This is a genomic window from bacterium, from assembly GCA_041648665.1.
Lineage (GTDB): Bacteria > UBA10199 > UBA10199 > 2-02-FULL-44-16 > JAAZCA01 > JAFGMW01.
On sequence record JBAZOP010000012.1, the window covers coordinates 37,828 to 49,871 of the forward strand.

Below are 12,044 nucleotides of genomic sequence, written 5' to 3' on the forward strand. Positions count from 1 at the left end.
GCCGCTGCTGATCACGCAGAATTGCGTGACCCTCGCCAACTAGCAGCTCGATGCTGCACTTGGACAACTCGTCCAGAGAGCACAGGGATAACGGCATGCTCATGATCGCAGCATTCACGGCCTTGCTTTGCGGCAGTTGGAACTTCCACAGATCCCTGTCCGCAATGTACTTGATGAATGCGTAGACTGGATCGCCCGGATTATGTCCAACTCCAAAAACACGTTTCGTGGCCGCTCGATCCAGGCTTCCAAGGCAGCTATCGCCGTCTTGTGATGGTCAATCACCACAATCGAATCCGCCTCGAACGGGAACGCGGTCCCGTAGTCCACTGGCAGCGAAGCTACATCGTGTCCAACCAGTGCGCGCCTGGCGATCCAGCCCGCAGCGAACCCGTCCCAATCGTTGTGATGCAAAATCAGTGCGTTCATGCCTCTCCTATGCTCCCCCACTGTGCCAGGCCGTTGGGGGCGGCCATGTAATCCAGCGCCTGCGTAGTGGTGTCCACGCGATCGTTGTGCTTCTGCTTGGGAAATCGCACCAATTCGGCGCGGAATTCCCCAGCCCAGGGCTCGTCTGGCAGATACACCTGGCCTGCCTCGACACGGGCTGAGTGCCGGCGCGCCCGCAGCTCCTTCGGCTCGTGCGGGCTGATCGGGCTGATCACCATGCCCGGGTGCTCCTCTCGCATCTCGGCAATCAGGGGGGCGCCATTCGCCTTGCACTCGATCAGCACGCACTCCGCTTCTCGCCACCCGATCCCGGCCACTGTGCGCCGTTGCGCGGCCAGGAACTGCCGCTTGGCCTCGGGATAGTTCCACGTACCTGAGACCTCATCAAGAAGGAAGTACCGACCCTCACACCAGGCCCACAGCGCTCCATGGACGCGAGAGGCAGCCTGCGGGTCCCTCGTCTCGCCCACGTTGAAATCCCAGCTCTGCACGACTTGCAGCCGCCAGCGTGTCGGCAATTCAGTCCACGTGCGGAACCAGGCATCTTCGAAGAAGGCACCCGACGCGGGCACCGGATTTTGCTGCAGCTGCGCCGAGATGTTTTGCGGCGTCTCAAGCGCCCTTTCAAGCTCGCGCACGGCCGACTCGGGGAACCGCTCGGGGAACAGCAGCTCGCCGGTCTTGGTGCGTGGATCCAGCTTTCCCAGCGAAAGCCCCCGGTCCCACGGGCAATCGGGCACGTAACGCATTGGCAGACACAGGTGCTCGGCGCCGGTAGCCAGCTCCTCCGCAGCCAGATCGTTGTCCGCCAGCCGCTGCATGATCAGCACGACGGCATGCCGCTTGGGGTTGGCCCGCCGAGTCGCCGCCACGGTTTTCCACGTATCGTTGACGGCCTCGATTTTCGCAATGCTGCTCGCATCAGCCGCTTTCAAAGGATCGTCGCAAATCAGCGTGTCCCCGTGCCAGCCGGTGATCCCTCCACCAATCTGCAGCGACACCCGCAATCCGCCTGCCGTGGTGTGCAACTCCGACACGGCAGGCACTGACTCAGTAAACTCCACCCCCGGCCATGCCGCTCGATATAGCGGGGATTGCACAATCCGCATGCACCGCTTCGCATCACGAGCCACGAGGCGAGGCGAGTAGCCCGTGCAGAGCCACTTGTGCTCTGGCTGCCAGGTCCACTGCCACGCCGGCCAGAACACGGAGGTCAGCAAGCTCTTTCCCGTGCCCGGGGGCACGTTGATCACGAGCCTGTTGATTCGCCGCAGGGACACGGCCTGCAACGCACAGCAGATCGCCTGGAGATGCCAATTGCCCACGAATTCGGCTGGCTCGACAGTATGCCAGAAGCGCTTGACGAAGTCATACAGGCCACGCCTACGAACCAACTCAGCAACAGCTGCGCCTATCCTCGGGTCCAAAACATCTCCATTCGGCGGGCTCGTGTGTTCACAGAGGCACCCATCTCCTGGTCGCTCCCGGCCACCAGTGCGCCCAGCAGTATTCGCTGGCATCCGTCGTGCTGCGACGCAAGCGCCCGCCACAAACAGGACACGCTGACATCTGCACCCCTGGCAGCACCGACTGCACGAGCACGCAATCCCGGCAGGTGTATGTCCAGCGAAACTCGGGCCTGCGGGATGGGATGTACAGATCGCAGGGATGCTCCTGCCGCCAAGCTCGTCGCTTGCGACTGCCGATCACCCACCCAATCCGAAGCAGCATGATCGTGTGAGTGGCCGAGCTCAGCGCGTGATCAATGATCTCGGTCAGTAGGGGCTCTGAGTAGGGCGGATTGGTGATTATGCAATCCCAGCGACCTTCCAACTGCCGGAAGTCCTTGTCGGACGCAAAGACGAGTGTGCGCGTCGCAGCAGCAGCAATATTGTCCGAATCTAACTGCACGTTAGGATCCGTGGCAGCTAGTATGCGTGGCTGCAGCGCAGCCAGCTCCCGAACAATGGCGCCGGCGCCGGCGCAGGGCTCGAGCATGCTCCACGCCAGCGGCAACCACCAAGACTGCGTGCCGAGGTAGCTCAGCAGCTCTTGTGTGCACCATGCAGGTGTCGGATAATCGTCATTTTGGACGCGCACGGTCACCTCCCCCGAGCAGCGTCTCCAACTCGCCTCGCAGCTGCTCTAGCTCCTCTATCCTGGCAGTCAGATGCCGCCAATAGCGCACTGCCGACTGGTATCGCGTGCGCCCTTTGCCGGGCCGCACATCGTGTTTTGGATCGGCACACGTCATGACGTGGCCGTAGCTCTCGAAGACAATCATGACATCTCCCAGCCTGTCCATGTAACTCGAACACCCTGCCAGAGTGCTGCTTTGCGGACACGGTTTAGACGCACCGTGGCGACGTCTAACTCCGCCGGCCGGTGCCGCCCTACCGACACGAGCACAGGCCGTTGAAGCTCCACATAGACCCGATCTCTGTCTACGAGATCCAGGTCCACATCCCCGTATCTGGGCGCCTCCAAGTGGATCGTCGCCGCCCGGTGACCTGCCTGCCAGGCGGCAGCAAGCTCCTCTGCTCTCCGCCTGCTCGCATTGCGCGCCCGCCTGATTCGTCGCAAACCTGTCATGTTTCGGCTCCTCCTGCAACTGATCGGTGGTAAGGAGTCATGACATGCTGCCGGTACCAGCGCCAGTAGCGAATCGACTGCCGGCAATCCTCGAGGCCTCTCGCTGGGGGTGGCTTCTGCGGACCCCAGTCGCCATGCAGAAGCTGCACGGACCGCCGTAACGTGGACAGATCGAACGCGCCGAAATGCAGCAACTCGAGAAATGGATCGGCGTGCACACGCAGCCACTGCGCGTCAAAACGGCCGACGTTGAATCCAGCCAACAATGGCACGCTACTGCCGAAGTGCTGCTTGCCCCAGGCCGTCAGTACCTCAGGCAAGTTCGGCAGCTCCGTACCCGACGCAGCCCCCTTGGTGTACAGATCGAGCCACAGGCCCGACGTCTGGTGCATCTGCGCCACGAAGGAATCGGCTCTTTTTACGATCGTTTCCAAGTAGGCGGGAGTGTAACGGAACAGCGTGTGAAACGTGGCCAGCTCGGTCAGCTGATCGTCGGTTAGGATCAGCCCCAACTCGAGGGGCCAATCAACATGGGGTTTGATCCCGCTGGTGGCCAGCGAGATCCACAAGAGGGATGGTTTGCTCATGCCGGCAAGCCTGTCACATGCCCCTTGCTGCCTGCAAGGTGTGCAGGTGTTCAGGACCACGGTAGAAAAGACGCTCGACCTTGCGCTTGTTATGCGCGGTGCTCGTGCGATTCAGCGTATCCCGCTCCCACACGAGCTGCCACCCTGCAGGCGCAAATCGCTCCGACACGAACACTGGCACTGTGCTCGATCGGATCATTGCCCACAGCCAAAAACGAGCATGATCAAATTTCTGCCCGTAACCAGTCGTGCCAAAATACGGAGGATCACAGTAGACGCATGACACTGATACAGAATCGAAATCCGAATAATCCCCAGCGGCGAACAACACGCGGTCCGCGGGAAGGGACGGTGCCTGGCGGAGAACGTTCGTGCGCCGCATGACAAGGGAAGGCGACCGGTTACAGTACTCTCCAGCGCGCGGTCCGCGCTTGATCACACCAGCGCAACTTTTGCCATCGAAGCCCCCGAACCATTTACTTCTGAATCCATTCACCGCGGCCCACGCCGTCATCTTCGGATCGTGGCGCGGATTCGCCTTGGCGAAATCGTAGTCTTCGCGCGTCATCAAGGGCGGTTCCCAGCCCTGCTGTATCGCCTTCCAAAACGCGATCATTTCGCATCGCGCATCGGTAGCGAAAACAGGACCTGGCCACGCCGACGTGAAATTCGCCCCGCCGCAAAAGGGTTCATGCAAAACCCCCGACATGCCAACACGCTCTGCAATGATCGACACGATGAACGGTGCGATTCGCCGCTTGGAACCCATGTAATGCACTGCTGCCTCACCGCTGCTTACTGCTGCCAATGCTCGAGATCAGCCACGGCCTCAAGCAGGTGATCAGGTGTGTCGGGACGAAAACGCAGCTCGCTATTCGCTTCTTTCATCGCCTCAATCATGCGCGCAACCATCTGCGGGATGCGCGCCAACTGATGCGGCGTCAAGGTCTGCTCCTGCGTGGTCTGCGCCCGGTAGACGATCTTCCCCGCCTCGATCGCGAAGGCCAGAGTCATCCGCTCGAGCCCCACGCGCAGGCGCCCTACGGCGTCCTTAGGCAGCTCGGCAGTGCAGTCATAAGCCGCAGCCCGGGGAGACCAATCCCGGGCTACTGCGAGCTGCAGGTCACTCGGGATGGCCCGGCGGACACCAGGCTTGCCGAGCCACGAGACGAACAGCGAGTATTCGGTGTCCGTCTCGTCGAGCCTTTGCGCCCAAGGGTCCCGCATGCCGCAGTGCCCCTCACACAGCCCGGTCAATCATCGCCAAAAGCTCGGGCTCGATGAAATCCTCGCACACTGCATAGCGCTGCTCCTGCAGCCCCATCGCCTCTCGCCAAGCACCGACAGTCGGCGCTGTGCCCTCGTCCCACAGCAGCCGGTGCAGCGGCACGGCCACGTCAATCTGCGTCGTGTAGGGCCTGATTTTGAGCTTGCCTCCGGGCTGCCCTCCCTCGGCGCACAGCAGCCCCTCCGGCAACGTGGACAGGAACACCCCGATGTGCACCATGGGCGACGCCACTCGCCACACCAGCAGGTCGCCAGGGAGCAGCACGGACGGGTGCGGGCGCCGCATTTCGATCTGCCTCTGCCACAGTCGGATCGCATTGGGGCTCGGCGGCCAGTCCTGAGGGGGCGTGATCCACTGCTCTGCGCAGCCACAGATCGCAAGGCCTGCATGTACAGTGATGTTACAGGTGGAAATGCGAGGCACTTCTAGCCCACCCGTGAAAGTGCGCCACGTGTCGGAATAGCGCCCTGCCGCAGGTTGCCCGTGGCTGCACACGTGGTGCATCAGCTCGCAGAATTCACGACGGGGGATGTAGCTCACATTACCTCCAACCAACGCTCGCAATCCCTGCAGCGCTGACGGCCGTCTCCAGTGCAAGTCTTCGGGCTCGGGCGTGTTCTTGTAAAAAACGGGCATTTGGCTTCATTTGTTGCCGTAGGTCATCAGGTGCCCTGACAACACGTCCGCCAGCTCTTCTGGGGGCGTGTCCGCCAGCAGCTGCAGACCATCTCGCATGGGCTGGTACATGCCACCTATATTGGTCATAGCCAAAATATCGCGAATCATCGCGATCACGGTCTCAGCAGGAACAGGGGAAGCAGCTTTGGTCATTCTACACTCGCTCGAATCGCCTCGGGCTCATTGCCCTCGGACAGGTGCGACTCTACCACGGCCTGCCTGGCCCTGCCAGTGGCTCGCTCCAACCGGGCTTCCTGCTCGGCCCTCGCCGCGTGTTCTGCCCTGTGCACCTCGAGCTGCAGCTGCAGCTGCTGCACCTGCGTGACGAGGGGGCGCAGCTCGTCTCTGATGACCTCTCGCTGCTGGGTCTCCGTGCGCCCTAGGAGGGCCTGCAGCCCGGTCCCGCCCCCCAGTGCCACCACCAGGGGCACCAGCCACGCCCAGGGCGTGTTGGGAGGCGGGGGGACGCTACGTGGATGTCCCGGAGAATGCCGGGCCATGCTGGTGTCGCTCATGCACCGTCGCCCTCGTCTCTACCCCAAACCGCAGGTAGCAGCGCGGACACCCGCAGGGCAGCTCGAAGCTGGCCAATGATCAGCCGCTGATTCGCTTCCAGCCGATCCAGCCGCTGATCGATGCTGGCTTCGAGCTGCCCGATCCGCTCGTACAGATCGGTCAACGTGGCCTCTCGTATACAGGGACGCGCAGCGGACATGCTACCTCCGATTGCGACGCTCGCGGATGGTTTGCACGATCAACTTGATCAAGCTGATCGCCTGCCCGATGATCGGGATGAACGGTACTAGGTTACGCTTGGCCATCATGCGTTCCTTTCGATTGCCGCCCTCACTGCGGCGTCTTTCGCTTCGATCAACTTGCGGAGTGCGACGTCGCGCTCCTCGCAAGACGCCACGGCCTCACACAGCGAGGTTGCCGCCTGGTGAAAGATGCGGCTGATCGCCTGCAAGTGCATCGGCAAGTGCTTGTACTCAAACCAGCGCATCATAGGGTGCTCAGCCATCACGCCCTCCGCTCGCTCGAATGCTGATCTCGGCCGCACCCAGCGCGACAGGCCACGTCGTGAGCAGCGCGTACACGGTCACGCCTAGCGCGACGGGCCACGTCAAGCCTGCGGCGAACGACTCGGTGAATGCCGCGGCCACGGTCACGACCAGCGCCGGCAACCACTTCCAGGCGCTGGGGATGCGCTCCCAGACCTGCGGCTGAACGACGCGCCACGCTGCGATCAACAGCGTGACGACGAACCCCACGACGGGGTACCATGCCCGCGACTCGATCGCGGAAACCAGTGCTGTGATTGTGTCGGTCATGTGCTCCTTCCCACCACAACTGTGGTGACGGTTGTTGTTGGTTTGGCGGGGGTGACCTCGCGGGCTCGGAGGATAGCGCGCTCCGGCTCGGGGAGGCGGTCGGCGAGTTCGCGGGGCAGGGCGACGAGTGCTGAGCTCGACTCGGGCTCGAGGGTGACGTCGGCCTGCTCGACCCAGCCGCAGGCCCATACTCCTGGGGGTCCGGGCTCGCCCGCGAACTCCGGTACTCGTCCGCCGTTGTGTGTGCAGCGTATGGGCGGAGCGGAGGCGCGGACTGCTGTCATGACGGCGGCGAGCTCGATCGTACTGAGTCGGCTGGTCACGTTAGGTACCTCGCCCGAAGAGTTGACGCGCATAAGAGCAGATCTGCGATGGGGCGATTGCTATTAGTCGCCAGCATGGCTGCGTAACGAGTTTCGATCACTGTGCCGCTGATGTCTGGCAGCCCACCCAGGGTCATATTCGCGGGCAACGTCGGCGGGACGGCGCCTCCCAGCTCTGCTCCGCTCCGCAGCTCTCCGTCGCAGTAGACTCTGAGCCTCGGCGGGGCATCGGCGCCGGCGTACCGGAACAGGTACGCATGGGGCAGTCCGTCCAACACGGTGGCCACGACGTAGTTCGACGTCCCGGCAACCCGCACATTGAAGATCAACCGGTCGCTGATGGTTGAGTGTCGGTAGGCTGCTAGCCGGCTCGTTGCGTCAGAGTTCGAAAAATTGAAGACGTTGCTTGCAACAGTCTCCTCGAAGCTGCCGATGAAGAGGAAGGCGAAGGCGCTTGCGCCGTTGATGTACGGCAGCAAGCTGTTCGATGTGAACCGCTCAAGTGAGCCTGGTGCGGTCTGGACCGTGTAGTCGCTGAAGCCTGAGCCTGGGGCTAGAAGGTTCGGAAGGTTCGTCGCCGCCGTGTGGAGCAGGCCCAGACCCTGCCCTCCCCAGGAGTTGATTTCTCCCGCCGCATGCACGACCCCCGAGTGCCCGAACCACCCATCTAGCCACGGCCACACAGCGATTGGTGTTGTATGGGCTACCCCCTCCTGCGTATTTCGGAGGGGTGTCGCACTCAGCAGAGCGTCGCTGCCCCAGCCCGCTATCGGCGGTGTGCCATCGGACAAGAGTCGAATCCCCGCCGCCGCCTGCGCAGCCGTCACGGTCTGCGTAGTGTACCCGTCGAGGGCGAAGCGCACGCTGTCGGCGTTCGCAACGGTCGCCGCGACGCTCACGTAGTCCGGCCACACGCATGCCGCAGCCGCCGTCAGCGACAGCACCTTCGGCGCTGGCACACGCTGCCAGCGACCGAGCCCGAGGCCTAGACCTAGCCGCATAGCAGCTTCCTCCGCTCCAACTTGCGGCGCAAGCTGTCAATCCGGCGCTTGCGCAACTGCTCCAATGATTCCCCCGCCGGCAGCAAAATCCGCTCCGTCCCGGAGAATGCCGGGCCATGTTGGCGCAGTTTGGCTCGGAAAACGTCCGCCAGTGCCGATCTGCCGAGCATTACCACCCCACGAGGAAATCCGCGCCGGCTGCGGATCGAAACGCGGTGAACTGCAGTTCCAGTCGCCCCCCTAGGGCTGTCTGCACGGTCGCCGGGATCGTTACCTCGGTGCCGTCCACCCGGGTCAGCACCACGGTGCCACTGATCGCCCCGACCACGAGCAACTGCGCCGGTCCCCCGCCCGCCGTTGCCGCGTCGTAGTTGGCCACCGCGGTTTCGACCGCGGCATACCGGGCTGGTACGTAGATTCGCTCGACTGGTGCTGCCATTCGGCCGTGCTAGCACGGCCCGGCCAAAAAATCAAGCCCCCGGAAACCGAAGCGCCCGAGGGCTTGAAATCTGCTCGTCCCGGAGAGTGCCGGGCCACGTAAAAAAGATGCTAGCACGCCTACGATTCGGTGCCAAGGGCGGCGCATCATTCGCTCCTGTCAACCGGCGAGAAGCCGGACCCGTGATACCGCCACAGCAGCAGCGCGTAGTTCACCAAATCTAGCAGGAATTCCGTGTTTTCCGTGGCATCAAACTTTTCGAGGCACCCCCGGGCGCGCTGCACCAACTCGGCCTGATCACGGTTCGTCGGGAGTTCCGTCAGCCCCCTCAGGTACCGAATTCCGCCCATTTCCAGGCGATTTCGCAGCAACTCGCATGCGGAGTCTCCTCCCATGCGCTGCCAGTGCTCAGCGCCGGTGGGGCAGCGCGGCCGCTCGAACCCAGCGCGCATCCGCACGTGCAGCCACAGCCACTCGGTCACGGTCCGCTCGGTCACCACTGCCTCCACAGCCACCAGTCCTCGCCGACCACGATCATTCGCCGGGCCTCGAGATCCACCAGATTGCGACGCGCCTGCCGCACGCTCGCCCCCCGGAAGCCGCCCCCCCGTGCCCCCGCCACGAGCCGCTCGGGCATGGTCTCGTAGAGCGTCCGAGGGCCGAAGCGGAGCAGCCAACCCGTCTCGGTGGGCGCCATTTCCAGGCACTTCCTGCCGACGGCGCGCTCCGCAGCCCGGCGCACGGCAGCCTGGTCGCCCCACACAGCCTGCACAGCGTCCGACAAGCAGGCAGGCACTCCGATTCGCTCAAGTCCCGGAGAATGCCGGGCCATGTTGACTTCGCTAGCCATGTTGGCCCTGGCACGCTAGCACGCCTGCGAAGCGGTGCCAAGGGCGGTGCTAAGGCGGAAGCAGCGATACCGCTCGTGGCGCCGGCGCCACGGAGGGCGGATCAGGATCACCATCGGCGCCAGCTGATCCACCACGGCAGCTCGGCGTGTCGCATAGGGAATGTCACGCTCGAGCACGACCTTCCACTCGCCCACGATCCACGCGCGTTTCTTGCGGTTTTTGAACCACTCGAGCAACACTTGCCTCGTGTGATCCACCTGCCTTTCACGCCTTTCGTAAGCGTAATTTCGCCTAGGTGCCGGCTGCTTTGGACGCGGTAGCGGCTTCGGGACGAAGCAACCCCTGCTGTTTTTTGCCTCGATTTCGGCCTCTCTCGCTTCGTCCACCATCCACTGCGGTCGGCGTACACGCTTTGCCCCCGGCGGACGCTCAGCCATCGCCGCTTCCCAGCGCATTTTCTGAGCTGCGCACAGCACTTTACGTGCTCGCGCTACCTCGGCAACCAGCTCACTTTCGCTGAGGCTGCCCCATTTTTTGCTGATCATCGGCGGGGGCGTGCCTGACTCCTCTTTCCACATGTAATGCTCACGAAGCTGCAGCTCCCGACGCACAGCCCGCCAATGCATGTCGAGCGCACGCTCGTCGGCGTCAGGGCGTCGCCCTGGTAGGCGTGGTCGTGGTGGGCGGGACGCTCGCTCGACGGCACGCAGCACAGCGCGCTCCGCTTGCGCTCGCCTGCGCTGGTTGCGTTTCGCCTCCAGCTCTGCAGCGCGCTCAGCAGCGCGCTCGGCACGCAGCTGGGCCTTGTCCTGCCGGCGCTGCTCGGCTGCCTCTCGCTTGGCACGGCATTCGGCGTGCCAGGCCTCTCGCTCGGCACGCAACCGGGCCTTGGCCTGCCGAGCTGCCTCTCGGTCTGCCGCAGCTCGAGCCTTGGCCTGGGCCTTGGCCTGCCGAGCTGCCTCACGGTCTGCCGCAGCTCGAGCCTTGGCTTCGGCCTCGAGCCGAGGAGCGTCCCGCGCAAGGCGTTCCTGCGCCTCCCAGATCTCCCAGGCCTCGGGGGTAAGGTACCCTACCTGCCTGATGCGCCGAAGCCACAGGAGGCGCCTCTGGGGCGTCAGAGGGGTTGCTGCTAGGGCGACCACCACGAGGGTGGTCATGGCCTGCAATCGGGGGGTCGGCTCCCACCCCTGCCACATCATGTCGCGAGGGTTCTTCCACCACGCCCCCACTGCACATTCGGGAGCGGGGTTCATCAGCAAATTCGGCTTGGTCAGCCGCATTTGGATGATTGGGGCCAGGAAATCCGCCAGGGCTGATTCGTCGATCATGGCCGTCCAAGTAGCACTGCTCGGCCAACACTGCAACTAAAAAGTCTTGTGCTCTCTTAATGTCCCCGCAAAGACAGCTTGCCATATCCCCCCTTAGCCGATGCGATTTTCCACACTCTCTTGATCTTTTTACTTCGTTTTTTGCTTTTTTATCCCCCCATATACATTCTATGGATCATCTCTCATCCCCAGGTCTTTTTGTGATCATTGGAGATGGTAATAGTTATAGTAGAAGAGAGGAAAATGTATTTTTTGGGCCTAAAAAACGCCATAAAAAATCGAGGGCCCATTTCCACAATGACAACACACAGGGAAACAACCTGGCCACCTGGCCAATTCGATCATTAGGCCCGTGGGCCGGTGTATTTTACGATGTGCAAAGGCTGCGGCGCCGCTAAAAACACAACAGCAACGCACACTTACACGATATACCCTATTTACTAATGGAATATCTGCTACAGTCGTGCTGTACAGGCCACCCGACCGGTTTCGAGAAAAGAAAACGACCCAAAATCCGTGTGGAAATGCTTTTTCCAGGCATTTTCCAGGCCCGATCCTGACCGATTTGCCAAACATGCGTCAAACCCGCCCAGTGAGCATCCAAGATCTGCTTTCGCAAAAAACAGCCCGAGACTTGAGCAGTCCAAAGTGCAACCCAGTGATTACGGGCACTTAGCGTTTTTTCTGTACCGTGTGGATTTTTAAATCGATTCTTCTAGGTGGAAATCGTTTTAAAGCGTCGCTGTAAAAAAGCGTAACAGATCGTAACAGATCGTAACACTCCGGCCCACTAGTCAAAAAAAACTTTTCACTGAGTACTTTTTCTTCGGCCCACGGGCCGAATGTTTTTAAATCGTCACTGGAACCGGCCCGTTGATTTACCAAAAATCGTCACTTGCCCGAGCAAAAAACGTCACCAAAAAATGCCCCAAAAATCAAGGCAGGCCATTTACGTGCCAATTTAGGTGTCAAAAATCGGCACTTGCTGCGTTCCAACCACGCCCCAAACCCGCCAAAAAACCCGCCAAAAAACCCATTAAAGCCGATTTGGCACGGGCTTAGCATTAGGCGATGGCATGGCAACAGACCAATTAAACGCCCTGGAAATGCTCTCCCCCACCCCCGAGCCCACCCCCGAGCCCACCCCCGAGCCCGCCCCCGAGCCCGCCCACACCC

20 protein-coding genes are annotated in these 12,044 nt (G+C 62.1%); all 20 read right to left on the reverse strand.

Annotated elements, in window-relative coordinates:
* Nucleotides 1-114 precede the first annotated feature (114 nt).
* Nucleotides 115-429: a hypothetical protein gene (locus WC683_06315; GenBank protein ID MFA4972208.1), complete on the reverse strand. Its 315-nt coding sequence runs from the start codon at nucleotides 427-429 to the stop codon at nucleotides 115-117.
* On the reverse strand, nucleotides 426-1,877 hold the full coding sequence (gene terL, locus WC683_06320) for a phage terminase large subunit (GenBank protein ID MFA4972209.1): 1,452 nt from the start codon (nucleotides 1,875-1,877) through the stop codon (nucleotides 426-428). The genes WC683_06315 and terL overlap by 4 nt, the downstream gene beginning before the upstream one ends.
* 28 nt (nucleotides 1,878-1,905) lie before the next feature.
* Complete coding sequence (locus WC683_06325; GenBank protein ID MFA4972210.1) at nucleotides 1,906-2,550, reverse strand: hypothetical protein; 645 nt, start codon at nucleotides 2,548-2,550, stop codon at nucleotides 1,906-1,908.
* Complete coding sequence (locus WC683_06330) at nucleotides 2,534-2,734, reverse strand: hypothetical protein (GenBank protein MFA4972211.1); 201 nt, start codon at nucleotides 2,732-2,734, stop codon at nucleotides 2,534-2,536. The genes WC683_06325 and WC683_06330 overlap by 17 nt, the downstream gene beginning before the upstream one ends.
* Nucleotides 2,731-3,042 (reverse strand): hypothetical protein, encoded by a 312-nt coding sequence (locus WC683_06335; protein MFA4972212.1) that lies wholly within the window; start codon nucleotides 3,040-3,042, stop codon nucleotides 2,731-2,733. The genes WC683_06330 and WC683_06335 overlap by 4 nt, the downstream gene beginning before the upstream one ends.
* Nucleotides 3,039-3,629 (reverse strand): hypothetical protein, encoded by a 591-nt coding sequence (locus WC683_06340; protein MFA4972213.1) that lies wholly within the window; start codon nucleotides 3,627-3,629, stop codon nucleotides 3,039-3,041. The genes WC683_06335 and WC683_06340 overlap by 4 nt, the downstream gene beginning before the upstream one ends.
* Before the next feature lie 13 nt (nucleotides 3,630-3,642).
* Nucleotides 3,643-4,398 carry a DNA adenine methylase gene (locus tag WC683_06345; protein ID MFA4972214.1) on the reverse strand — a complete coding sequence of 252 codons (756 nt, stop codon included), beginning with the start codon at nucleotides 4,396-4,398 and terminating at the stop codon, nucleotides 3,643-3,645.
* A 26-nt stretch (nucleotides 4,399-4,424) separates the two neighbouring features.
* Nucleotides 4,425-4,856, reverse strand: coding sequence for a hypothetical protein (locus WC683_06350; GenBank protein MFA4972215.1), 432 nt, complete (start codon nucleotides 4,854-4,856; stop codon nucleotides 4,425-4,427).
* 13 nt (nucleotides 4,857-4,869) lie between these two features.
* Nucleotides 4,870-5,457 carry a hypothetical protein gene (locus WC683_06355; GenBank protein MFA4972216.1) on the reverse strand — a complete coding sequence of 196 codons (588 nt, stop codon included), beginning with the start codon at nucleotides 5,455-5,457 and terminating at the stop codon, nucleotides 4,870-4,872.
* A gap of 102 nt (nucleotides 5,458-5,559) precedes the next feature.
* A complete protein-coding gene (locus WC683_06360; protein MFA4972217.1) occupies nucleotides 5,560-5,682 on the reverse strand; it encodes a hypothetical protein in 123 nt (40 codons plus the stop codon).
* A gap of 62 nt (nucleotides 5,683-5,744) precedes the next feature.
* A complete protein-coding gene (locus tag WC683_06365) occupies nucleotides 5,745-6,110 on the reverse strand; it encodes a hypothetical protein (GenBank protein ID MFA4972218.1) in 366 nt (121 codons plus the stop codon).
* Nucleotides 6,107-6,274 carry a hypothetical protein gene (locus WC683_06370; GenBank protein ID MFA4972219.1) on the reverse strand — a complete coding sequence of 56 codons (168 nt, stop codon included), beginning with the start codon at nucleotides 6,272-6,274 and terminating at the stop codon, nucleotides 6,107-6,109. The genes WC683_06365 and WC683_06370 overlap by 4 nt, the downstream gene beginning before the upstream one ends.
* Nucleotides 6,275-6,415: 141 nt before the next feature.
* On the reverse strand, nucleotides 6,416-6,616 hold the full coding sequence (locus WC683_06375) for a hypothetical protein (GenBank protein MFA4972220.1): 201 nt from the start codon (nucleotides 6,614-6,616) through the stop codon (nucleotides 6,416-6,418).
* Nucleotides 6,609-6,926, reverse strand: a complete 318-nt coding sequence (locus WC683_06380; protein ID MFA4972221.1) for a hypothetical protein — start codon at nucleotides 6,924-6,926, stop codon at nucleotides 6,609-6,611. Before WC683_06380 ends, WC683_06375 begins: the two co-directional genes overlap by 8 nt.
* The gene (locus WC683_06385) at nucleotides 6,923-7,249 is read right to left on the reverse strand and encodes a hypothetical protein (protein MFA4972222.1); all 327 of its coding nucleotides are present in this window, start codon (nucleotides 7,247-7,249) and stop codon (nucleotides 6,923-6,925) included. Before WC683_06385 ends, WC683_06380 begins: the two co-directional genes overlap by 4 nt.
* Nucleotides 7,246-8,250, reverse strand: coding sequence for a hypothetical protein (locus WC683_06390; protein ID MFA4972223.1), 1,005 nt, complete (start codon nucleotides 8,248-8,250; stop codon nucleotides 7,246-7,248). Before WC683_06390 ends, WC683_06385 begins: the two co-directional genes overlap by 4 nt.
* Nucleotides 8,251-8,419: 169 nt before the next feature.
* A complete protein-coding gene (locus WC683_06395; protein ID MFA4972224.1) occupies nucleotides 8,420-8,689 on the reverse strand; it encodes a hypothetical protein in 270 nt (89 codons plus the stop codon).
* 146 nt (nucleotides 8,690-8,835) lie between these two features.
* Entirely contained in the window at nucleotides 8,836-9,186 is a 351-nt protein-coding gene (locus WC683_06400; GenBank protein MFA4972225.1) for a hypothetical protein, read from the reverse strand.
* Entirely contained in the window at nucleotides 9,183-9,539 is a 357-nt protein-coding gene (locus tag WC683_06405) for a hypothetical protein (protein ID MFA4972226.1), read from the reverse strand. The genes WC683_06400 and WC683_06405 overlap by 4 nt, the downstream gene beginning before the upstream one ends.
* A 15-nt stretch (nucleotides 9,540-9,554) precedes the next feature.
* Complete coding sequence (locus WC683_06410) at nucleotides 9,555-10,868, reverse strand: hypothetical protein (GenBank protein ID MFA4972227.1); 1,314 nt, start codon at nucleotides 10,866-10,868, stop codon at nucleotides 9,555-9,557.
* Nucleotides 10,869-12,044 lie beyond the last annotated feature (1,176 nt).

Coding starts and splice junctions, on each gene's coding strand:
- WC683_06340 (MFA4972213.1), bottom strand. CDS start 3,629: ATGAGCAAACCATCCCTCTTGTGGATCTCGCTGGCCACCAGCGGGATC.
- WC683_06365 (MFA4972218.1), bottom strand. CDS start 6,110: ATGAGCGACACCAGCATGGCCCGGCATTCTCCGGGACATCCACGTAGC.
- WC683_06345 (MFA4972214.1), bottom strand. CDS start 4,398: ATGGGTTCCAAGCGGCGAATCGCACCGTTCATCGTGTCGATCATTGCA.
- WC683_06360 (MFA4972217.1), bottom strand. CDS start 5,682: ATGACCAATATAGGTGGCATGTACCAGCCCATGCGAGATGGTCTGCAG.
- WC683_06315 (MFA4972208.1), bottom strand. CDS start 429: ATGAACGCACTGATTTTGCATCACAACGATTGGGACGGGTTCGCTGCG.
- WC683_06330 (MFA4972211.1), bottom strand. CDS start 2,734: ATGATTGTCTTCGAGAGCTACGGCCACGTCATGACGTGTGCCGATCCA.
- WC683_06380 (MFA4972221.1), bottom strand. CDS start 6,926: ATGACCGACACAATCACAGCACTGGTTTCCGCGATCGAGTCGCGGGCA.
- WC683_06350 (MFA4972215.1), bottom strand. CDS start 4,856: ATGCGGGACCCTTGGGCGCAAAGGCTCGACGAGACGGACACCGAATAC.
- WC683_06390 (MFA4972223.1), bottom strand. CDS start 8,250: ATGCGGCTAGGTCTAGGCCTCGGGCTCGGTCGCTGGCAGCGTGTGCCA.
- WC683_06375 (MFA4972220.1), bottom strand. CDS start 6,616: ATGGCTGAGCACCCTATGATGCGCTGGTTTGAGTACAAGCACTTGCCG.
- WC683_06335 (MFA4972212.1), bottom strand. CDS start 3,042: ATGACAGGTTTGCGACGAATCAGGCGGGCGCGCAATGCGAGCAGGCGG.
- WC683_06395 (MFA4972224.1), bottom strand. CDS start 8,689: ATGGCAGCACCAGTCGAGCGAATCTACGTACCAGCCCGGTATGCCGCG.
- WC683_06405 (MFA4972226.1), bottom strand. CDS start 9,539: ATGGCTAGCGAAGTCAACATGGCCCGGCATTCTCCGGGACTTGAGCGA.
- WC683_06410 (MFA4972227.1), bottom strand. CDS start 10,868: ATGATCGACGAATCAGCCCTGGCGGATTTCCTGGCCCCAATCATCCAA.